Source organism: Nonomuraea sp. NPDC050404, from assembly GCF_040655495.1.
Lineage (GTDB): Bacteria > Actinomycetota > Actinomycetes > Streptosporangiales > Streptosporangiaceae > Nonomuraea.
In genome coordinates, this window is sequence record NZ_JBFAKB010000023.1 from 180,037 (window position 1) to 201,639 (window position 21,603).

Below are 21,603 nucleotides of genomic sequence, written 5' to 3' on the forward strand. Positions count from 1 at the left end.
TGTCAGAGCCGCGATCGTTGCCGCCTTGAGACCAGCTTGCCCGGAACCGCCTATAGCGTCCCTCTAGTGCCGCGAACCCAGGCGAAATCCGAACCCCTCCCCCAGCGCGAGGACGCCGAGCGCTGCTTGAGCGTCGAGTCAGATCGGCGTTGCGTGCTCCCCTTGGCCCACCGCGGCGCACACGTCTACCCACCGGTCGAGGTGGGCGCCGCGGAGAACGATGCCTAGCGGCGTCAGACGCCCGCCTTCACCCGCTGTTCCAGGCTGACCTCCACGTGCCCGGTGTCGCCCGTCCGCACGGAGTAGACCGGCACCGACAGCGTCTCGTCGTCCAGGCAGCGCCCGGTCACCAGGCTGTAGACCTGCTTGTGCAGCGGCGAGGCCACCGTCGGCTCACCCTTCCTGGTCCCGACGATGCCCCGGGAGAGCACGTACGCGCCGCTGTAGGGGTCGAGGTTGGCCAGCGCGTACAGGTCCCCGTCATAGGTACGGAAGATCGCCACCTGGACGCCCTCCACCAGGGCACAGACGCCGCTCTCCGGCCGCAGCGCGTCGAAGGCGCAGATCGAGGTCCAGTTCATCGGGCCATCACCGGCTTGATCTGGCCGCGCTCGTTGCCGAACACGATCGACGGGTCGGGCGTGCCGGGGGCGTTGACGAAGCTGACGAACCGGTCGAGCTTGTCCGGGTCGTCCAGCGTGGCGGCCCACTCGTCGGCGTAGGTGGCGATGTGGTGTTCCATCTGCGCGTCCAGGTCGGCGCAGATGCCCAGCGAGTCTTCCATGATCACCTCACGGAGATAGTCGAGCCCGCCGTCCAGCGACTCCAGCCAGGCGGCGGTGCGCTGGAGCCGGTCGGCGGTGCGGATGTAGAACATCAGGAACCTGTCGATGGTCCTGATCAGCTCCTCCGAGCTCAGGTCGTTGGCCAGCAGGTCGGCGTGGCGGGGCTTGAAGCCGCCGTTGCCGCCGACGTACAGGTTCCAGCCCTGCTCGGTGGCGATGATGCCGAAGTCCTTCGACCTGGCCTCCGCGCACTCGCGGGCGCAGCCGGAGACGGCCGACTTGAGCTTGTGCGGCGAGCGCAGGCCGCGGTAGCGCAGCTCCAGCGCGATCGCCATGCCCACCGAGTCCTGCACGCCGTAGCGGCACCAGGTCGAGCCGACGCAGGACTTGACCGTGCGCAGCGCCTTGCCGTACGCGTGCCCCGACTCGAACCCGGCGTCCACCAGCCGCCGCCAGATCTCCGGCAGCTGATCGACGGTGGCGCCGAACAGGTCGATGCGCTGCCCACCGGTGATCTTGGTGTAGAGACCGAAGTCGCGGGCCACCTCGCCGATCACGATCAGCTTCTCCGGCGTGATCTCACCGCCGGGGATGCGCGGGACGACCGAGTAGGTGCCGTTCTTCTGGATGTTGGCCAGGAACTTGTCGTTGGTGTCCTGCAGGGTCGCCCGCTCGCCCTCCAGCACGTGCCCGTTGTGCAGCGAGGCCAGAATCGAGGCCACCGCCGGCTTACAGATGTCGCAGCCCCTGCCGGTGCCGTGCTGCCCGATCAGCTCGGAGAAGGTCGTGACGCCGCGTACCCGGGCGATGTCGAACAGCTCGGCCCGCGAGTACGTGAAGTGCTCGCACAGCGCCTTGCTCACCTCGACGCCCGACTTCTCCAGCAACTGCTTGAGCAGCGGCACGCAGCTGCCGCAGGTCGTGCCGGCCCGGGTGCACGCCTTCAGCCCCGGCACGTCGGTGACGCCCTGGTCGGCGATGGCCGTGCGGATGTCGCCCGCGCACACGTTGTTGCACGAGCAGACCTGCGCCTCGTCGGGCACGTCGAGGTTCGCGCCCGCCCCGCTGAACAGCAGGTCCGACGGCGAGGCCGGCAGTTCCTTGCCCACGAACGGCCGCAACGAGGTGTACGGCGAGGCGTCGCCCACGCAGATGCCGCCCAGCAGCGTCCGCGCGTCGTCGCTGATGAACAACTTCTTGTAGACCCCGCCCACCGGGTCCATGTAGGTGACGTCCAGCGCCCCTTCCATCGCCCCGAACTGGGCCACCTCCACGCCCAGCAGCTTGAGCTTGGTGGACATGTCGGCCCCGTCGAACGTCTTCGAGCCGCCCATGATCCGGTCCGCCACGACGTCGGCCATCGAGTTGCACGGCGCGACGAGCCCGTACACCATGCCGCCGGCCAGCGCGCACTCGCCGACCGCGTAGATCGACGGGTCGGAGGTCAGCATCCCCTCGTCCACCACGATGCCGCCACGGGGGCCGACCTCCAGCCCGGAGGACCTGGCCAGCTCGTCGCGCGGCCTGATGCCCGCCGAGAACACCACGACCTGGGCGTCCAGCACGGTCCCGTCGGGCTTGCGCAGCCCGGTGACCTGCTCGCCGTCGTGCACGATCTCCTGCACGCCCGCCCCGGCGTGCACGCCCAGCCCCAGGCCCTCGATGTGCGACTTCAGCACCGCGCCGCCGCCCTCGTCCACCTGGCGGGGCATCAGCCAGGGGCTCATCTCGACGATGTGCGCCTTCAGCCCGAGCGCCCGCAGCGCGTCGGCCGCCTCCAGGCCCAGCAGGCCACCGCCGACCACGACGCCCTCGACGGCGTTCTTGGCGGCCTTCCTGATGGCGTCCAGGTCGTCGATCGTGCGGTAGACGAAGGCGTGCTCGGCGCCGGGCACCGGCGGCACGAACGGCGCGGAGCCGGTGGCCAGCACGAGCACGTCGTACGGCTCGCTGCCGCCGTCGGCCAGCGTGACCAGCCCGGCCTCCCTGTCGATGCCGGTGACCCGGGTGTTCAGCCTGGTCACGATCCCGGAGGGCATCTCGTAGGTGAGGTCCTCCAGGGTGACGCCGGACAGGTAGGAGGTCAGCGCCACCCGGTCGTATGCGGGCCGCGGCTCCTCCCCGATCACGGTCACGGTTCCGTCGAAGCCCTTGGCGGTGAGGGTCTCGACGAGCCGGTGGGCCGTCGGGCCGTACCCTACGACGACGATCCTGTTCATGCGGGAACCCCTTCTTGCTCACACAGCCAGCCGACGATGCCCTCCACGGCGTCGCGGCACGTACCGCATCCGGTGGTGGCCCTGGTGGCGGCCGCCACGCCGGCCACGTCCCGTGCCCCGGCCTCCCAGCAGGCCCTGATCTGGCCCTTGGTCACGTTGTTGCACTGGCAGATCTTGGCCGCGTCCGGGATCAGGGTCGGGCTCTCGGCCACGGGCGCCGAGGCCAGCCCGGGGAACAGCAGCCCCGCCCGGTCGCCCGGCACCGGCCCGCCACGGTCGAAGAGCTGGGTGAGCGTGCCGACGGCGTCGCTCTCGCCCAGCAGGATCGCGCCGACCAGCCGTCCGTCGCGGATGACGAGCTTGCGGTAGGTGCCGCGCGCCCGGTGGCTGAAGCGCACCACCTCGGCGTGCTCCTCGCCGAGCTGGGTCTCGCCCATGGCGGCCAGCTCGACGCTCTTGGCCTTCAGGCGGGTGACCAGGCGGGAGCCGCGGTAGAGCGCCTTGCCGCCGGTGATCACGTCGGCGGCGACGGCGGCCTGCTCCCAGGCGGGGGCGACCAGGCCGTAGACCATGCCCTCGTGCTCGGCGCACTCCCCGATGGCGAAGATCGACGGGTCGTCGGTGCGCAGCTCGTCGTCCACGACGACACCGCGCCGCACTTCGAGTCCCGCCTCGGCGGCCAGCCCGGTCACCGGCCGCACGCCGCACGCCAGGATCACCAGGTCGCCCCGGACGAGCTCGCCGTCGTCCAGGCGGACGCCGTGCTCCTCGACGCCCGAGGCGGCGACGCCGGTACGGGTCTCCACGCCGAGCCCGGCCAGCGTCTCGCCGAGCACCTCGCCGGCCTCGACGTCGAGCTGCCGCTCCATGAGGTGGCCGGCCAGGTGCAGCAGGGTGACCGGCAGCCCCCGCCCGGCCAGGCCGCGGGCGGCCTCGATGCCGAGCAGCCCGCCGCCGATGACCACGGCCCGTCCGGCGTGCTCGGCGGACTCCATGATCCGCTCGCAGTCCTCCAGCGTGCGGAACGGGATGGCCCGCTCCACGCCGGGGATCGGCGGCACGATGGCGTCACTGCCGGTGGCCAGCACCAGCAGGTCGTACGGCTCGCGCCGGCCGTCGGAGGTGACGACGTGACCGGTGTCCCTGTCGATGTGGGCGACCGCGCTGCCGAAGGCGGCCTCCACGTTGTGCGCCTCGTACCAGGACGGGTCGAGCAGCCGTACCTGCTCCGGGCGCGAGCTGCCGGCCAGCACGTTGGACAGCAGCACCCGGTTGTACGGCTGGCACGTCTCCGCGCCGAACACGGTGATCTTCATATGCGGGTCCCGGGCGCGCACCTCGCTGACCAACCGCGACCCGGCCATCCCGTTCCCCACGACGATGAGCCTCATGAGTCCCTCTCCACCCTGACGGCGCAGACCTTGAACTCCGGCATCCTCGACGTCGGGTCGAGTGCCGGGTTGGTGAGACGGTTGGCGCCCTCCCAGTGGAAGGGCATGAACACGGTGTCGCGCCTGATGGCGTCGCTGATCCTGGCCACGGCCTTGCTCTCGCCCCTCCTGCTGCTGACGCGCACGATGTCGCCCACGGCGATGTCGAGCTGCTCGGCCAGATCCGGGTGCAGCTCGACGAACGGCTCGGGGGCGGCCTGAACGAGCGGCGCGATCCTGCGGGTCTGCGCGCCGCTCTGGTAGTGGGCCAGCACCCGGCCGGTGGTCAGGTAGACGGGGTAGTCCCGGTCGGTCTCCTCGGCCGACGGCCGGTGCTGGACGGGCACGAACCTGGCCCGGCCGTCGGGGTGGGCGAAGGAGTCGAGGAAAGGACGCGGCGTGCCCGGGTGGTCCTCCGAGGGACACGGCCAGAACACGCCGGTCTCGCCGGCGATGCGCTCGTAGGTGATGCCGGAGTAGTCGGCGGGGCCGCCGGCGCTGGCGCGGCGCAGCTCGTCGAAGACCTCCCGCGGGTCGGTCCCGAAGGTGTGGCCGAGCCGTTCCGCGAGGCCGGCGATGACGTCGAGGTCGCTCCTGACGCCCTCGGGCGGCGTCACCGCCCGCTCACGCAGCAGGACGCGGCCTTCGAGGTTGGTCATGGTGCCGCCCTCCTCGGCCCACTGCGTCACGGGGAAGACCACGTCCGCCAGGGCCGCGGTCTCCGACATGACGAAGTCGCAGGTGACGAGCAGGTCGAGGGCGCCGATGCGCTCGGCGACGTGCTCGGCGGCGGGTGCGGAGATGACGGGGTTGGAGCCGAACAGCAGCAGCGCGCGCGGCCCTTCGGGGGTGCCGAGCGCGTCGAGCAGCTCGTACGCCGACCGCCCCGGCCCGGGGATGTCCTCGGCGGGAATGCCCCAGATGCCCGCCATGTGCTCGCGGGCGGCCGGGTCGTCGATCTTGCGGTAGCCGGGCAGCTGGTCGGCCTTCTGCCCGTGTTCCCTGCCGCCCTGCCCATTGCCCTGGCCGGTGACGCAGCCGTACCCGGAGCCATGCCGGCCCGGCAGGCCCAGCGCGAGGGCGAGGTTGATGAACGCGGTGACGGTGTCGGTGCCCTTGGCGTGCTGCTCGGCGCCGCGCCCGGTCAGGATGTAGGTCCTGCCGACGGCGGCCATCGCCCTGACCGCCTGCCGCATCTGGTGCACGGGCACCCCGGTGATCCGCTCGACCCGCTCGGGCCACCAGGAGGCCAGCGAGGTGCGTACCTCGTCGAAGCCGTTGGTCCTGGCGGCGACGTACTCCTCGTCCACCAGTTCGTCGGCGATGGCCAGGTGCAGCAGCCCGAGGGCCAGCGCCAGGTCGGTGCCGGGCGTGGGCTGTAGGTGCAGCCAGGCGAGCTTGGCGGTCTGGGTGCGGCGCGGGTCGATGACGATCAGGCGCGGGCCGTCCAGGTGGCGCACGAACGGGGGCATCGTCTCGGCCACGTTCCCGCCCGCGATCAGCACGACGTCGGCGTCGTCCAGGTCGGTGATCGGGAACGGCATGCCCCGGTCCATGCCGAACGCCCTGATCGAGGCGGCGGCGGCCGAGGACATGCAGAAGCGGCCGTTGTAGTCGATCTGGCTGGTGCCGAGGGCGACCCGGGCGAACTTGCCGAGCGAGTACGCCTTCTCGTTGGTCAGACCACCCCCGCCGAACACGGCCACGGCGTCGGGGCCGTGCTCGGCGCGGATGGCCGACAACCGGTACGCCACGTAGTCGAGCGCGACGTCCCAGTCCACGGGCTCGCCGTGCAGGAGGGGGGAGGTCAGGCGCTCACCGTTGGTGAGCAGCTCGCCCGCCGTCCATCCCTTCTGGCACAGCGCTCCCGAGGCGTTGGCCGGGATGTCGGTCCTGGGGCTGATGGCCAGCTCGGGACCGATCTCCATGCCGCACTGCAGCGCGCAGTACGGGCAGTGCGTCTTGGTCGTCGTCGGCGGCGTCACGTCGTCAGACCCTGGCGTGGGCGAGGCTCGCCACGATCTTGACGCCGACCGTGCGGGTGTAACACCACCAGGTCAGGGCGAGGCAGGAGACGTAGAACACCCCGAAGGCGAGGAAGGCGGGGGTCGGGGTGCCCGCCGCGGCGAACGACATGCCGAACGCCCGGTTGATCAGGAAGCCGCCGAGGGCTCCGACCGCCGAGATGATGCCGATCGCGGCGGAGGCCTGACGCTTGCCGTACAGCAGGCTCTCCTCGCTCTCGCCGCGCTCGGCGACGGCCTTGGCCTGGAAGATGGCCGGGATCATCCGGTAGGTGGAGCCGTTGCCGATGCCCGAGGTGAGGAAGAGGAGCTGGAAGGACAGGAAGAACAGCCAGAAGTTGCCGGAGGTGCTGGCCGCCCAGACCAGCAGCACGCCGCCGCCCATCGCGGCGAAGTTCCACAACGTGACGGGCGCGCCGCCGAGCTTGTCCGCCATCCAGCCGCCCACCGGCCTGATCAGCGAGCCGATCAGCGGCCCGGCGAAGGCCACCGCGGCGTACGGCGCGTCGGGGAAGAGGTTCTGGCTCAGCAGCGGGAAGGCGGTGGAGTAGCCGATGAACGAGCCGAACGTGCCGATGTAGAGGAAGGACATGATCCAGGTCTGGGCCCTGCCCGCCACCGCGAGTTGCTCGCGCGGGTTGGCCCTGGCGCTGGTCAGGTTGTCCATGAAGAAGAAGGCGCAGGCCGCGGCGACCACCACGAACGGGATCCAGAACCAGCCGGCGGCGGCCAGCCCGAGCGAGCCGATCACCAGCGGCATGACGAGCTGCACGGAGCTGACGCCGATGTTGCCGCCCGCGGCGTTCAGGCCGAGCGCGACGCCCTGCCTGCTGCGCGGGTAGAAGTAGGTGATGTTGGCCATGCTGGAGGCGAAGTTCCCGCCGCCGAAGCCCGCCAGCGCCGCGATCACCAGGAACAGCCAGTACGGAGTGTCCGGATTGTTCACCGCCACGCCCAGCAGCACGGCGGGGATCAGCAGCAACAGGGCGCTGACCACGGTGAAGTTGCGGCCACCGAACTTCGCGGGCCCGAAGGTGTAGGGCACCCGCAGCACCGAGCCGATCAGGTTCGGCAACGCGACCAGCCAGAAGAGCTGGTCGGTGGTGAACTCGTACGACCCCATCTTGGTCGCGACGATGCTCCACAACGTCCACACCGTGAAGCCGAGGTGCTCGGCCACGATCGAGAAGATCAGGTTCCGGCGTGCGACGCGCTTGCCTGAACTCTCCCAGAAGGCTGGGTCATCGGGATGCCACTCGGCGATCCAGCGCGCCATTGACTCTCCTACGCTCGGCGTCCGGATCTCCAAGGTAGGAAGCGCTCGTTACGCACTTTGACCGTCCGTGGCTGTGCGTTCGTTACGGGTGATTCACCTCGGTAACAAGCTCCGCACATGCGTCACGCGGGAAACATGCCCGTAATGATCGCTTACCGGGTGCCCCCTGGGGTAACTGCACTCAGACAAGGGGGGAAACATGATCAAAAAGCTACATCAGATGGGCGTGAAGTCGGGCCACATGTACTCCGCGGGGCTGGCTTCGATCGCCCTTTCGTTCGGGACCTGGCTGATGTCGAAGAACGCCGAGCAGGGGGCCGGCCTGGACCGGGCCGACAGGTGGGGCATCTTCATCGGTGAGTGGGCGCCCACGTTCTTCGCGCTGGGCGTCGCGCTGCGCATGGAGGAGACCCACCGCGACCTGGAAGAGCCGGACATGGGGGTGTTCGACGGCGCGGAGAGCACGCGCTCCCGCACGCACGCCGGCGTTTAAACGTATGTGTCGCGCGGGTCACGTCACTCTGCGTGACCCGCGCGACTTCGCACGGGGTCAGTCGCGACGGGGCCAGTCGCGACGGGGTAACTCGCGGCGGGATCGGTCGCGACTGAGTCAGTCGCGGCGCTCGGCCATGCGCCGCAGCGGCTCGTCGGTCAGCCGGTACCTGTACCAGTCGTCCTGGTTGACCGCGCCGAGCTTGTCGTAGAAGTCGATGGTCGGCTGGTTCCAAGTGAGGACCGACCATTCCAGGCGCTGGTAGCCGCGCTCGGCGCAGATCTCGGCCAGCCTGCGCATCAGCCCGATGCCGTGGCCGCCGCCCCGGCTGTCCGGGCGGACGTACAGGTCCTCCATGTAGATGCCGTGCGTGCCGCGCCAGGTGGAATAGGTGAGGAACCACAGCGTGAAGCCCACCACCCGGCCGTCCTGCTCGGCGATGTGCACGAAGGCGGCCGGGCTGTCACCGAAGAGGGTGTCGTGGAGCTGCTCCCCGGTCACGCGTACCTCGTGGGCGGCCTTCTCGTAGGTGGCGAGTTCAGTGATCATGCTGACGATCTCGGGCACGTCAGCGGGTGTTGCAGGACGAATCATGAGATTCAGGGTACGGGCCGTGAACCCATCCCCGTCCGCCATACGTGTTGGTCCTAGAACGGTATTCGGGGTGCCGTTGGAACGCTCAAGACTGGATGACCGATTGGGGAGCGGAAATCGTGAGCGTTGCACAGGGACTGGGCGTGCTCCCGCCGTCATGCTCGGAGCTGAAGAAGGCCCTGGTACGGGGCGAACACGCGCTGCTGCGGAACGGGGACCTGCGGCGCGCGCGGCACTGGTTCGACACCGCCTACCGGCACGCGCAGGTGTGCGGTGACCCGCCGGCGCTGGCGCGGGCGGCACTGGGGCTGGGCGGGATCTGGGTGCACGAGCACCGGACGAGCGCCGAGTCGGAGATGATCAGGGCCCGTCAGCGGCACGCGTTGTCGCTGATCGACCCCTGCTCCGCGCTCGCGCTGCGGCTGCGCTTACGCCTGCGCAGCGAGGAGGACTACCGCGAGGGCGCGCACGAGGGCACGCTGCGGCTGCTGGCGCAGGCCAGGAGCTCCGGCGACGCGACGGCGCTGGTGGAGGCGCTGAGCCTGGCCCACCACTGCCTGCTGGGGCCCGAACACGGGGAGCTCAGGCAGGAGCTGGCCGGCGAGCTGATCGGCCACGCGGGCGTCACGGGGCGCGGCGGCGACCTGATCATGGGGCTCATGTGGCGGACCGTGGACCTGTTCCTGGCCGCCGACCCGCACGCGGAGCGCTGCCTGAAGGAGCTGAGCGACCTGCTGCGGGAGCGGCCCCACCTGGCGATCGGGTACGTGACCAGCGCGATGCGGGTCATGCACACCATCCGCGCGGGCCGCTTCGAGCAGGCGGAGAAGCTGGCCGCCGAGTGTCACGAACTGGGCCTGGCGGCCGGGGACATCGACGCGACCGGCTGGTACGGCGGCCAGCTCGGCGCCATCCGCTGGTACCAGGGCCGCACCACCGAACTGCTGCCCGCCCTGGCCGACCTGGTCAACTCGCCCACCCTGAGCCCCATCGACAACTCCTACGTGGCGGGCCTGGCGCTGACCGCCGCCGTGGCCGGCGACCGGCGGCTGGCGACCGGGCAGCTGGCCCGGCTGCGCGGCCGGGACCTGGGCGACCTGCCCAGCTCCAGCTCCTGGCTGGTGACGATGTACTGCGTCGTGGAGACCGCCTTCCTGCTGCGGGACGCCGAGACCGCCGCCCGCGCGCAGGAGTTGCTCACCCCGTACGCGCACCTTCCGGTGATCGCCAGCCTGGGCGTGGCCTGCTTCGGCTCGGTGCGGCACTCGCTGGGCATGGCGGCGCTCACCACGGGGCTGGCCACCGGCGACCTGGACCCGGCCGTCGCCCACCTGCGTGCCGCCGTGCACGACAACCTGGCGCTGGGCCACTGGCCGGCCGCCACGCTCTCCCGCTGCCGGTACGGCCAGGCGCTGGCGCTGCGCGACGGCCCCAGGGACGAGGCGGCCCGCGCGGCCCTGGCCACCGCCGAGGCTGAGGCCGGGGAGCTGGGCATGACGCTGCCCGCGATGGCCGGCCGGACGCCGGCGGGCGACGCCGCGTGCCGGTTGCGCCGCGACGGGCGGCACTGGCGGGTCGAGCTGGGCGAACGGCACGCGCTGGTCGAGCACAGCATCGGCATGAGCCACCTGGCCGTGCTGGTCGCCAACCCCGGGCACGAGATCCCGGCCGGTGACCTGGCGGCGGGCACCACGCGGGAGCCGGCCGCGTACGAGTCGGCCCAGTCGCTGCTCGACGACTCGGCCAGGGACGCCTACCGGCAGCGGTTGTCCACGATGCAGGCCGAGATCGACGAGCTGGACGCGATGCACGACCTCGAACGGGCGGCGGCGCTGCGGCTGGAGCGCGAATGGCTGATGTCGGAGCTGGCCGCGGCGACCGGCATCGGCGGGCGGGCGCGGCCGTTCGCCGGGGATGGCGAGCGCGCCAGGATCGCCGTCGGCAAGGCCATCCGGCGGGCGCTGGCCCGGATCGCGGCGGTGGACAGGGCGATCGGTGAAGAGTTGCGCGCCACCGTTCAGACGGGTGTGCGCTGCTCTTACCGGCCACGGTGAGCACGGTGAGGAGGTGGAACGGGTTGGCACACGATGGCACGCCTCTAGGGAGGGGCCCGTTGTTATCCGTACGTCCATGGGGGACATTCCATGCGTCATTCGCAAAGGCTCAACGTACCCATCCGGCTTGAACGTACCCTGCCCGAGCCGCTGCAGGTACAGCTCGCCGCCCAGCTTCGCGGGGCCATCGTGGCAGGTCAGCTCGCGGCCCGTACCCGGATGCCGTCCACGCGCACCCTGGCAGGGGCGCTGGGGATCTCGCGGGGGGTGGCGCTGGCGGCGTACGAGAGGCTGCTGGCAGAAGGTTACATCTCGGGGCGGCACGGCTCGGGCACCTACGTGTCGGGCCCCGACCTGCCCAGCTCCGACCTGCCCAGCTCCGGCCTGCCCGGCCCTGGTCTGCCCAGCCCCGACCCACCGGACCTCGGCCTGCCGGACCCCGGGATATCTGAGGGCGGTGCTTCGCGCGTCGCGACCGCGCCGGTTCGGGAGGCCGGTGCCGGTCCCGGGCAGGCGCTCATCGACCTGCGTTCCGAACGGCCCAGCCCGCACGCGTTCCCGCTGACGGCCTGGCGGGCGGCCTGGCGGCGGGCCGGCCACCACGCCGTGCCCTTCGGGGGCCTTCCCCCGGCCGGGCTGCCCGCGCTGCGCGCCGCGATCGCGGCCCACCTGCGCGACACCCGCGGCCTGGCACTGGACGGCCACGAGGTGATCGTCACCGCGGACCTCGCGGAGGCGCTGAAGCTGCTCCTGCGCGCGCAGGGCGGCACCGACCCGGTCATCGCGCTGGAGGACCCCGCGCCGCGCCCGCTGCGGGCGGCGCTCGAACGGCTCGGCACCGTGCTGCCGCTGCCGGTGGACGGCTCGGGGGCGCGTACCGACCTGATCCCCGCCGCCTGCGACGTCGTGGCGGTCCTGCCGGAGCGGGGCGTGCTCGGCACGCGGTTGCCGATCGAACGGCGGCGCGCGCTGGCCGCGTGGGCCCGCGACAGCGGCGGCATGGTGCTCGAACCGGCCTTCGACGGCCTGTTCACCGTGGCGCCCGGCCCGCGCCCCGGCGTCCTGGCCGTCGGGGACTCCTGGTCCACGGCCATGGCGGGCTCGTTCCGCGACGTGCTGACGCCGACGCTGCGGCTGGCGTTCGCGGTGGTGCCGCAGCGGCTGGCCGGCGAGATCGAGCAGGCCATGTCCGCCGGGCACGGCCGGCCGTCGATCACCTGCCAGCTCGCGGTGACGGACCTGCTCACGTCGGGCTGCGTGACGCACCGGGTGCAACGGCTGTCGGCCCTGTACGAGCCCAAGCGCTCGCTCGTCCGCCACGCCCTCGGCGCCTACCCGGACACCCGGCTGCTCGGCGCGCGCACCGGTTCGTCCGCCACGCTCCTGCTGCCGGCCTCCGTACCCGCCGAGTCGGTGGCCGCGGGGCTGCGGGCGCGCCTGGTCCAGGCGTCCGAGCTGGCCGAACTCCACCACCCGGACGCCGTCTCGCCCGGCAACGGGATCGTCCTGTCCTACGGCCACCTGGACGAGGTCCCGTTGTGCCGGGCGCTGCACGCGCTGACCCGGACGCTCGACGAGCACCGGCTGACCCGCCGCACGGCCGCATAGCTGGGGAGGTAGTGGCAGGAGCGCCGTCGGTGTCGCACCTTTTATGGGATCGGTTCCGCACCCACGGACAGGGGATCCCATGAACAAGGTCGTCGCGCTCCTGCTGCTCGTCCCGCCGGTGCCCTCGGGCGCGCCCGACATCGACGCCGTACGCGGCTGGAACGAGCAGACACTCCAGGTCGTACGGGCGGCGCGGGCCTCCGACGCACCCATCGACCCGGCCACCGGGCAGCCGTGGCGGCGGCGGTTCGCGGGCTTCCAGTGCCGCGGCCGATGCGGGGCGCTCGCGGGTGGTGGGCGGGCTGCACTTCGGCTTCAGCAACTTCGACGGGCTCGCGATGGGCGCGGACGTCGCGGCGGAGATCCTCGCCAAACGGCTGCTGCTCAAGTCGGGCCCCACCCACCTCGGCTCCTGCCCCCGCTGAGGAGCCGAGGTGGGTGGGCCTCGTAGGCTGGGATCAGCTTCCGACGAAGGCGTTGACGACCATCGCTCAGCTTCCGACGAAGGCATTGACGACCATCGGCAGCGACGCGTCCAGCCCGACCACGTTGAGCACCCGTTCATCGCCCGGGTCGTTGATCGTGTACCCGGCCGCCGTCATCGCCGCGACCACCACGTTGACCAGCGGACTGACCGAGTGGCGGTAGGCGTTGAGCTCCTGCGTCGGGTGCGACCGCCCGGCCCAGGTCTCGCTGTCGGTCAGCACCACGATGCCGTCGGCCTCGAACCGCTCGCGCCGCGCCCAAGAGAACGGCAGCGACAGGTCGGTGCCACCGCCCGAGGGCCTCCAGGAGGCGAGCTCCCGCAGGTTGGTCCGCGGTGTGATCTTCGAGTCGTGCACCCGGGTGTCGACGTCGATGACGTGCACGTTGCCGCGCTCGATCCTGGCCAGCATGACCGCCATCGCGCACGCGATCTCGTACACGCTGCCCAGCGGCGAGCCGCCCAGGCAGACCCTGTCGTAGCTCATCGAGCCCGAGGAGTCGACGGCGACGAGCAGCCGCTTGCCCGTGGGTTCGGCGAACCCGAAGGACAGCTCGTACGCCTCCTCCAGGGCGTCCCTGACCGCGGGCAGCGGGCGCCACCGCTGGAGCTCGGCGCGCGCGTGCGGCTGGGCCTGGCCCGAGCCGTACACGCGCAGCGCCAGGAACACGTCCATCGGATGGACGCGGGCCCCGGCCAGCGCGTCGCGGTCGGTCAGCCGCGCCACCGCCCGGCGAGTCGCGTCGCCGCCCGGCCTGAGCGCGCCGATGCGCGTCATGCGGGCGAGGTTGCGCAGCAGCGCGGTCATCCCGACGGTGTCGACCAGCGCCTCCCAGACGCTCGGCTCGGCGAGCACGGCGTCCGGCAGGAACTCCCACGGCACCTTCCGCTCGGTCACCACGCGCACCGCCTCGGCGGCACTGGTGACGGCCTTGGCGGTGAGGAAGCGGTCCACGGCGGGCAGGACCTGCCGCGCCCGCTCGTCGGGCACGTTGCCGGCGATCCACCCGAACAGGGTCCCGCGCTGCTCGTCCTCGGCCGCAGGGTGCGCGATGCGCAGCACGTCGCGCAGGGAGAAGCTCTCGCCCTGCGGCGTCCTGCGCTGCGCGGCCTTGCACGCCTTGAAGGCCACCTCGTCCGGGCTGCCTTCGAGGAACCACGACCCGAGCGCGGTGCGCAGGGACCTCCCGCTGACGACGGACACGCCGCGCGCCGTGAGCTTGCCGGACAGGTTCTTGTGGTGGCCGAAGAACTGGGCGAGGTGGTCGGTGGTGCGCGCGACCTTCGGCAGCGCCAGCTTGGCGGCCTGCCGGGTGGCGGCGTCGCCCTTGGCGTACGCCGCCGCCAGCGCGAACAACACCGGCCGCGGCTTGGGCGCGCGCGGCGGGCGCGCCGTCGAGATCGCGGTGAGCAGTTCGACGACGCGCGGCCCGTCCTCCTCGATCGCCTCGAAGAGCACGCCGGTGTTCTGCCTGGTCAGCTCGCCCTGGTTGACGTAGTACGTGCCGCCGGCCGTACCGAGGATGAGGAAGTCCTCAAGCTTCGTCCACAGGTCCTTGGCGAAGACGTACCCGCCCGCGGCATTGCGCATCTGGTCCCGGCGGCCGGGGATGGGCTGTGACTGCGGGGTCTTGAGGGCCGACACAGACGCGAGTGGATCACGTGTCATGGGGTACTCCTTCGCTTGCGCTGAAGGGAGCGCGGATATGGCAAGGTCCACCGGCATAATCTGCTGCTCTGCCAGCTGAGCTACGTCGCGGCGGCGCTCCGGCCACCGCGGCGGCGGGACTCGAACCCGCGACCCGCGGAGCCCGTAACCGACGAACTTCGACCCGCGCTCCCTGCCAGAACGGTACTGAAGGGGCTGCTCCGGCCACATCTCATTTTCCGGGAGACTGGTGCCGCTCAGGCACTCGTGCAGAAAGGCTGGACACCCATGGAACAGCGCGTGTTGGGACGTACCGGACGCCAGGTCGGCGTGATCGGGCTCGGCGCCTGGCAACTCGGCGCGGACTGGGGTGAGGTGACGGAGGATGAGGCCGCCGCCACGCTCCGGGCCGCCGTGGACGCGGGCGTCACCTTCATCGACACCGCCGACGTGTACGGCGACGGGCGCAGCGAGCAGATCGTCGGCCGCTTCGCCAAGGACCGTCCCGGGCTCACCGTGGCCACCAAGATGGGCCGGCGGATGGAGCAGATCCCGTCGAACTACGTGATGTCCAACTTCCGCGCCTGGAACGAGCGCTCGCGCAGGAACCTGGGCGTGGACACCATCGACCTGGTCCAGTTGCACTGCCCGCCGACGCCCGTCTACTCGACGGACGCCGTGTTCGACGCGCTGGACACGCTGGTGGCCGAGAAGAAGATCGCCGCGTACGGGGTCAGCGTGGAGACGTGCGAGGAGGCGCTGACCGCCATCGCCCGGCCGGGGGTGGCCAGCGTACAGATCATTCTCAACGCGTTCCGGCTCAAGCCGCTGGAGCGGGTCCTGCCCGCCGCGCGCGCCGCCGGGGTGGGCATCATCGCCCGGGTGCCGCTGGCCAGCGGGCTGCTGTCGGGCAAGTACGACGAGCACACGACGTTCGCGGCGGACGACCACCGCACCTACAACCGGCGTGGGGAGGCGTTCGACGTCGGGGAGACGTTCTCCGGCGTGGACTTCGCCACCGGGCTGGAGGCGGTGCGGCGGCTGGCTCCGCTGGTGCCCGCGGGCGTCACCATGGCGCAGTTCGCGCTGCGGTGGGTGGTGGAGCAGGAGGGTGTCTCGGTGGTGATCCCCGGCGCGCGCAACCCGGCCCAGGCCACGGGCAACGCGGACGCCGCCGCCGTACCGCCGCTGGACGCCGCGACGCTGGCGGCGGTGCGCGACGTCTACGACGACCTCATCCGCCCGCAGGTCCACCACCGCTGGTAGCCCTGGATGAGCGGGAAGCGTCCCGCCCGGCCCAGCCGAGGCGCCGTCGAACGGCGGCAGGCCTGGTGACCTCACCGGTCACCGCCACCCATCTCGCTGTCCGGGCGGGACAGCCCACCGGAGATTCCCACTCCGGCCGGTCTTGCTCGCCTCCGGGGAATGCGTACGACGGAGGCTTGCCTCCACCTTGTTCCGCCGAACGGGCACAGGCAAGAGGCGATGCTTTACAGATCTGCCAAGGGCCCGCCTGTCACGTTCCCTCCGCCTGTCACGTTCCCTCCGCCACAGCCGCATGGCCTCCACCAGCCCGCCCTGCCCGGTGTAGCGGGGCTGTCGTCACGGAACCGGCTTGTCCGATTCGGTCGCCGGCCGGCGCACCGCCGCCAGGCACGGCAGCCCGGCCCACCGGTAGAACACGACGACCAGCACCACAACGGCCGAGAGCCATCCGATGAGCACGACGTCACCCAGGACGGCGTCGCCCCGCTCGGCCAGCATGACGATCGCCCCGAGCCCCGCCACCGCCCAGCGCAGCACATCCAGCCGGGCGACCCTGGCAACGTCGCCATGGCCACGCAGGCGCTGGATCACCGCATCGGTGATCAGCCACACGGCGACCAGGCCGCCACCGCCGTTGGCCAGCCCGATCACCTGAGTGGCCATGGATTCCTCGGTGATCGCGGGGACGGCGAGCGTCGCGAAGAGCGAGACGAAGATCATGACGACGGCGACGAGCATGGCCCTGCCCGGCAGGTCGCGATCGGATCGCCGCAACTGGTCCAGCCCGGCCACGCACAACGCCCATCCGACAGGGTCGAACAGCAGGTCGAAGCCGTTGAACCGGACGGCGCCGAAAACCAGGACGAGCCCGGTGGCGATCTTCGCGACGGGTTGCACGGACCACGCCCTTCCTCATTGGTACCCATCCGCTCGCGCCAGGTGCGCCCGGAACAGCCCGGCCCCGGCAGAGAGCCAGACCACTCCACGCCCGCATGCGCGAAGCAATGAGAGAACGTCCAGCGAAGTCGCCCGCGCGTGAGTCAGGGCTGCCTCCCGGCAGCCTCCCAGTACGCCGTCCGCAGTTCCCCCTTCAGGGCGGCGAAGTCGTGCTTCGACGCGACAGTGGCCGCACGCCGCCCCATCTTGTCCCGGAACTCGCTGCTTTCCAGCGCACGCAACGCATCGACATAGTCATCGACGCCCCGGCCCGAGAGGTAGGCATCGTCGAGCCATTCCTCGTAACACGCGAGATCGCCGACCACGATCGGCAGGCCGGCCACCGCCGCCTCCAGGGTCGCGATCCCGAACGTCTCATGCGTGGAAGGCAGAAAGAACACATCCGCCGCGGCGTAGTAACCGAACACCGCCTCACGCGGAATCTGCCCGGTGAGTTCGACGTTCTCCGGCACGTCGCGCTGGGCCGCCAGCAATTCCTGGCGGGAGTGCGAAAGCACCCCGAACGGCATTCCCCCGACCCAGATGAATCGGGCCTCCGGCAGCCTGAGCGCGCACTCCAGGAACTCCTCGAAGCCTTTCCTCGGCTGTATCTGGCCGACCGCCAGAACCGTCAGCCGATCATCGTCCCACCCCAACTCCCGCCGGATGCGGGCCCGATCGGGGAGAAGGGCGCGGATCGGATTCCCATTGATGGCGATATGCGAGACGTCGATCCGCGTGCGCACCCCGAGAGCGATCAGCTCCTGCGCTGTCGCCTCACTCACGGAAATGATCCGGCCGGCCCGGTTGTAGAAGATGCGCATATAGGGGCGCAGCAGCCTGAGCAGCCACTGGGCGCCTCTGATGCTGCCCACGATGGTCAGCGGCGTGACATGCGCCGACACCACCGTGCTGCCCCGATGCAGGAATATGCGCGCGAGCGCGACCGGGCCCATCGTGTGCACATGCAGAACGGTGCTTCTCCCGAAACCCCGCAGACCGGAGGTCAGCTGAACATCTTCCATCTCGGCGATGGCCTGAATGGTCTCCTCGTACGCGCTATGGACACCATGGCCTTTGACGGTGAAGCTCGACTCCGAGATGACGTTTACCCGTAAGCGCTCCAATGGGACACATCCATTCACTCCGGCGCCCGGCCTTGCCGTACGATATTGATGACGTCGACCCGCGAAGACCGTAGCCGCTCCTGGAGAACCCAGGCCGTGACCGACCGATTCCATCCGGTGGTCAGAGGTCAGTCAGCGCAGCTGAGTCCATCCGGTCGGCATTCATGCGTTGCCGCACGCAAGAATAATCAAGCGATGGCCCAAGAATAAGCGGAGTGCGTTCCCAGCAACAGAACTTCTCTCGAACACTAGGCGACCATGTCCCCGGCGGCACGCCCGGGCCAGGGGGCCGTGAGGTGGGCCATCAGCTGCGCGGGCGCGTCCTCCTGAAGGAGGTGACCAGCTCCGTCGATCCAGTGGAGTTCGGCGTGCGGGATCCTGTCGTGCAGCCATTCGGCGTACTTGGGAGGAAGGATGCGGTCCTCCCGCCCCCAGATGAGACGCACCGGCAGTGACATCTCGCCCAGCAGATGCTCATACCCGGCCGTGTCCGCCTGCCTGATCTGGCTGTACTGCCGGTAGAACGCCGCCTGCCCCACGGCGCCCCGCCACGGCGCGAGAAACGCCTCCAGCACCCCCGGCCGGAACCCGGTCTGCGTGGCGTGCCGCAGATGGCTGGCCACCAGAGCCTCGTGCGCGTAGTCGGGCAGCTGCTCGAAGACCTCCGCCTGCTCAAGGATGAGCTGGAAGAGCCCTCTCTCCCACTCGCCGCCGCTCACCGCGTCGAAGAGGGTGAGATCCCCGTAGCTCGCGCCCTCCAGCAGCAGCGTACGCAACGCGACCGCTCCCCCGATGTCGTGCGCGACCACACTCGGCCCGGACAACTCCCAGTGCTCCAGCAGCCGCCGGAAGTTCCTGGCGTGAGCTGCCAGGCTGAGGTCCTGCCCCGCGCGCTGCTCCGACTGCCCGAACCCGAGATGATCGAAGACGAAGACCTTACGGTTCAGCGCGAGCGCCGGCGCGACATCGCGCCACAGATAGGACGAGTAAGGGGTGCCGTGCACGAGCACGACCGGCTCCCCGCTGCCCATGGCCTGCCATCGCACCCGCCCATCAGGCGTCTCGAACTCTTCCCCCAGCGCCCAGCTCACAGAAGTTCCTCCGTTCAATCAGTCCTGTCGGACACGGTAGGAACCCCCTCCCCATCAACGCCCCCGTTATGTCACACCGCCCCCACCTGCGCTCACTTCTTCCCGGCGAGGCGCTGGAGCTGCCCCTTATGCACGTCGCTCACTTCTTCCCGGCGAGGCGCTGGAGCTGCCCCTCGGGCACGTCGCTCACTTCTTCCCGGCAAGGCGCTGGAGTTGCCCCTCGTGCACGTCGCTCACCCACTCCCAGCCGGGCCTGGCCGATGGGCCGACCCGCGGGTCATTGGGCACACGCCCTTCACGCAGGGCGAGCACGTACGCCCGATCAAGCTCGATCCGCGCCCGCACCTGATCACCCTCACCGACCGATCCATGACCGGGGACGACGACCTCGACGTCGCCCGCCACGGCGTCCAGCAGCCGGAGCGCGGAGAGATAGTCCTCGATCGGGTCGGCGGGGCCGTTCAGGTCGAGCATCGGCACCAGGACGTCGGAAAGCATGTCACCGGCGACGAGAACCCCGCGTTCTTCGACGAACAGCGCCGCATGGCCCGGCGCATGCGCCTGGTGCTCAATGATCCGGACCTGCGAGCCCTCCCATGGGAGCTGGGCCGTCCCGGCGGGCAGGGCGGTGATGAGGCCGAGCAGGTCCAGCGGGACCTTCCCGGCGACTTCGGTTTCGAGCAGGTGCTCGGCGATGCGGGCCTTCGCATCCGGTTCCGACAGCTGCTCCCTGACTGCGGCCGCGCAACGAGCCGTGCCGTAACGAGGGGCCGCGCCGAACCGGGCGTGCCAGAGCAGGTGATCCCAGTCCGGATGCGTCGAGAAGCCCGCCACCACGGTCTCCCCCGCACCGGACAGGTCGCTCGCCAGGCAGTCCATCTCGTGGTCCTGCACCCCGGGGTCGATGAGCAACACGCCTGCCCGGCCATGCACGACAACGGCATTGCTCTGCACGAACTCACTCTCGTGGACCAGCACACCCTCCGCGACCTGCCTCAGCACGAGGGTCCCCTTCCACTGGGTGGTTCACGACCGCTTGGCCGAGACCGTAGTGACCGCCGGCAACAGCTGGCAAGTAGCGCGGAGTAAGCGCCATCGGGAGCGTTCGCGGTCAGCGCACTAGCGTTGTTCCTTGAGACGGAGCGCTTCCTTGCGGTTCTCGGCCTGGACGGCCCGCTCGCGCTCCAGCCACGCCGGATTCTCCGCTTTCAGCGCATCGATCTGCTCGGTGGTGAGCGGTTCGGTGATCTCACCCCTCGCCAGGCCGGAGATGGAGACCCCGAGCTTCGCGGCCACGACCTGCTTGGGATGCGGCCCGTTGCGGCGCAGGTCGGCGAGCCAGGCGGGAGGCGAGGACTGCAACGCGTTCAACTCGTCCCTGGAGACGACACCCGCCTGGAACTCGGCGGGGGTGGCCGACAGGAGGACACCCAGCTTCTTGGCCGCGGTCTCGGGCTTCATCGTCTGGATGCTCTTCGGTTTGGACGAGGTCATGCGCCTAGCGTAGTGAGTCGGAACGGGCTCTCTGACATCGATACCCTGAGGCGGTGAACGATGGTGAGACCGGCGGCGGATTCCGGCTGGCGTACGTGCCCGGGGTGACCCCCGCGAAATGGGTCAACATCTGGAACGAGAGGCTGCCCGACGTACCACTCACTTTGATCTCGACCCCCGCCTCCGAGATCGTGGCCCTCCTGCGGGACGGCGCCGCCGACGCCGCCTTCGTCAGACTGCCGGTCGACCGCGACGGCCTCAGCGTGATCCCCCTGTACGTGGAGACCACCGTGGTCGTGACCCCCAAGGACCACGCGGTGACCGCCGCCGACGAGGTGTCCGTCGCCGACCTCGCCGACGACGAGGTGCTGCGCCCCCTGGACGACACCCTCGAATGGACGACCAAACCCGGGCAACCCGCCTTCACCGACCCGGCCACCACCGCGGCCGCGATCGAACTGGTGGCGGCCGGCACCGGCCTCCTCCTGGTCCCGCAGTCCCTGGCCCGCCTCCACCACCGCAAGGATCTCACCTACCGCCCGGTGACGGACGCACCACAGTCCCAGATCGGCCTGGCCTGGCTCACGGACGCGACCACCGACCGGGTAGAGGACTTCATCGGCATCGTCCGCGGCCGAACAGTCAACAGCTCCCGAGGCCGCAACGCCCCTCCCCCTGCGGAGAAGCCCGCACGCAGACAGGGCCCCAAACCCGCACAGAAAAGCTCCGGCCACCGAACCGAACGGCCCACCCGCAAGAAAAAGGGCCACCGCCCTCGCTGACCCCGACCCCGATCACGGAACGGCGACGGCCCCCCGACCACCCTTGCCGGGGGCCTCAAATGTTGTGCCGCCATATACAGTGCCGGCGGCGTTTAAGAAGGCGGGTCAGTTGTCACGACGTGCGCTCTGCCATTGAGCCACGGGACCACGAAGAGGTCCCGACCGGATTCGAACCGGCATCTCACCATCAAGGCCCACCTCCGGTCGATCCGGCACCGGCGGTGAATACTGAGCTTCGAGCGAGAATCTGAACTTGACCGGCTGCCTCTTCCACCTGGGCTACCGCGGCTCG

The 21,603-nt window shown here is 70.6% G+C and carries 18 protein-coding genes; 6 read left to right on the plus strand and 12 right to left on the minus strand.

What is annotated here, in order from left to right; translation table 11 throughout:
- Positions 1-233 precede the first annotated feature (233 nt).
- The 5 genes from nirD to AB0I81_RS46250 are packed head-to-tail and all read right to left on the minus strand — an operon-like array spanning position 234 to position 7,734.
- Positions 234-581 (minus strand): nitrite reductase small subunit NirD, encoded by a 348-nt coding sequence (gene nirD, locus AB0I81_RS46230; RefSeq protein WP_360671942.1) that lies wholly within the window; start codon positions 579-581, stop codon positions 234-236.
- Positions 578-3,004: a nitrite reductase large subunit NirB gene (gene nirB / locus AB0I81_RS46235; RefSeq protein WP_360671944.1), complete on the minus strand. Its 2,427-nt coding sequence runs from the start codon at positions 3,002-3,004 to the stop codon at positions 578-580. Before nirB ends, nirD begins: the two co-directional genes overlap by 4 nt.
- Complete coding sequence (locus tag AB0I81_RS46240) at positions 3,001-4,395, minus strand: FAD-dependent oxidoreductase (RefSeq protein WP_360671946.1); 1,395 nt, start codon at positions 4,393-4,395, stop codon at positions 3,001-3,003. The genes nirB and AB0I81_RS46240 overlap by 4 nt, the downstream gene beginning before the upstream one ends.
- Entirely contained in the window at positions 4,392-6,419 is a 2,028-nt protein-coding gene (locus tag AB0I81_RS46245) for a molybdopterin oxidoreductase family protein (protein ID WP_360671949.1), read from the minus strand. Before AB0I81_RS46245 ends, AB0I81_RS46240 begins: the two co-directional genes overlap by 4 nt.
- Before the next feature lie 4 nt (positions 6,420-6,423).
- Complete coding sequence (locus AB0I81_RS46250) at positions 6,424-7,734, minus strand: MFS transporter (RefSeq protein ID WP_360671952.1); 1,311 nt, start codon at positions 7,732-7,734, stop codon at positions 6,424-6,426.
- A 199-nt stretch (positions 7,735-7,933) separates the two neighbouring features.
- Between AB0I81_RS46250 and AB0I81_RS46255 the strand changes: the two genes are divergently transcribed.
- Positions 7,934-8,227, plus strand: a complete 294-nt coding sequence (locus AB0I81_RS46255; RefSeq protein WP_360671955.1) for a hypothetical protein — start codon at positions 7,934-7,936, stop codon at positions 8,225-8,227.
- Positions 8,228-8,344: 117 nt separating this feature from the next.
- Here AB0I81_RS46255 and AB0I81_RS46260 read toward each other — a convergent pair whose 3' ends face one another.
- Complete coding sequence (locus tag AB0I81_RS46260; RefSeq protein WP_360671958.1) at positions 8,345-8,821, minus strand: GNAT family N-acetyltransferase; 477 nt, start codon at positions 8,819-8,821, stop codon at positions 8,345-8,347.
- A 119-nt stretch (positions 8,822-8,940) separates the two neighbouring features.
- Between AB0I81_RS46260 and AB0I81_RS46265 the strand changes: the two genes are divergently transcribed.
- From AB0I81_RS46265 to AB0I81_RS46275, 3 genes are all read left to right on the plus strand, one after another.
- Positions 8,941-10,875, plus strand: coding sequence for a hypothetical protein (locus tag AB0I81_RS46265; RefSeq protein ID WP_360671961.1), 1,935 nt, complete (start codon positions 8,941-8,943; stop codon positions 10,873-10,875).
- A 90-nt stretch (positions 10,876-10,965) separates the two neighbouring features.
- The gene (locus AB0I81_RS46270) at positions 10,966-12,483 is read left to right on the plus strand and encodes a PLP-dependent aminotransferase family protein (protein WP_360671964.1); all 1,518 of its coding nucleotides are present in this window, start codon (positions 10,966-10,968) and stop codon (positions 12,481-12,483) included.
- A 293-nt stretch (positions 12,484-12,776) separates the two neighbouring features.
- Positions 12,777-12,908 carry a hypothetical protein gene (locus AB0I81_RS46275; protein WP_360671967.1) on the plus strand — a complete coding sequence of 44 codons (132 nt, stop codon included), beginning with the start codon at positions 12,777-12,779 and terminating at the stop codon, positions 12,906-12,908.
- Between the two features lie 66 nt (positions 12,909-12,974).
- Here the strand turns inward: AB0I81_RS46275 and AB0I81_RS46280 are convergent, their stop codons facing one another.
- Positions 12,975-14,636, minus strand: coding sequence for a TROVE domain-containing protein (locus tag AB0I81_RS46280; RefSeq protein WP_360671970.1), 1,662 nt, complete (start codon positions 14,634-14,636; stop codon positions 12,975-12,977).
- Positions 14,637-14,903: 267 nt separating this feature from the next.
- Between AB0I81_RS46280 and AB0I81_RS46285 the strand changes: the two genes are divergently transcribed.
- A complete protein-coding gene (locus AB0I81_RS46285) occupies positions 14,904-15,881 on the plus strand; it encodes an aldo/keto reductase (protein WP_360671973.1) in 978 nt (325 codons plus the stop codon).
- A gap of 336 nt (positions 15,882-16,217) precedes the next feature.
- On the opposite strand, the gene AB0I81_RS46290 is transcribed toward AB0I81_RS46285, so the two are convergent.
- The 5 genes from AB0I81_RS46290 to AB0I81_RS46310 form a co-directional block, all read right to left on the minus strand.
- On the minus strand, positions 16,218-16,778 hold the full coding sequence (locus AB0I81_RS46290) for a hypothetical protein (protein ID WP_360671975.1): 561 nt from the start codon (positions 16,776-16,778) through the stop codon (positions 16,218-16,220).
- Between the two features lie 143 nt (positions 16,779-16,921).
- Positions 16,922-17,944, minus strand: coding sequence for a glycosyltransferase family 4 protein (locus tag AB0I81_RS46295; protein WP_360671979.1), 1,023 nt, complete (start codon positions 17,942-17,944; stop codon positions 16,922-16,924).
- A gap of 248 nt (positions 17,945-18,192) precedes the next feature.
- On the minus strand, positions 18,193-19,035 hold the full coding sequence (locus AB0I81_RS46300; protein WP_360671981.1) for an alpha/beta hydrolase: 843 nt from the start codon (positions 19,033-19,035) through the stop codon (positions 18,193-18,195).
- A 186-nt stretch (positions 19,036-19,221) separates the two neighbouring features.
- Positions 19,222-20,037 carry an MBL fold metallo-hydrolase gene (locus AB0I81_RS46305; RefSeq protein ID WP_360671984.1) on the minus strand — a complete coding sequence of 272 codons (816 nt, stop codon included), beginning with the start codon at positions 20,035-20,037 and terminating at the stop codon, positions 19,222-19,224.
- A gap of 117 nt (positions 20,038-20,154) precedes the next feature.
- Positions 20,155-20,529 (minus strand): DUF5997 family protein, encoded by a 375-nt coding sequence (locus AB0I81_RS46310; RefSeq protein ID WP_360671987.1) that lies wholly within the window; start codon positions 20,527-20,529, stop codon positions 20,155-20,157.
- A gap of 53 nt (positions 20,530-20,582) precedes the next feature.
- Here AB0I81_RS46310 and AB0I81_RS46315 point away from each other — a divergent pair, with 53 nt between their 5' ends.
- Entirely contained in the window at positions 20,583-21,311 is a 729-nt protein-coding gene (locus tag AB0I81_RS46315; RefSeq protein WP_360671990.1) for a LysR family transcriptional regulator substrate-binding protein, read from the plus strand.
- Positions 21,312-21,603: the final 292 nt, after the last annotated feature.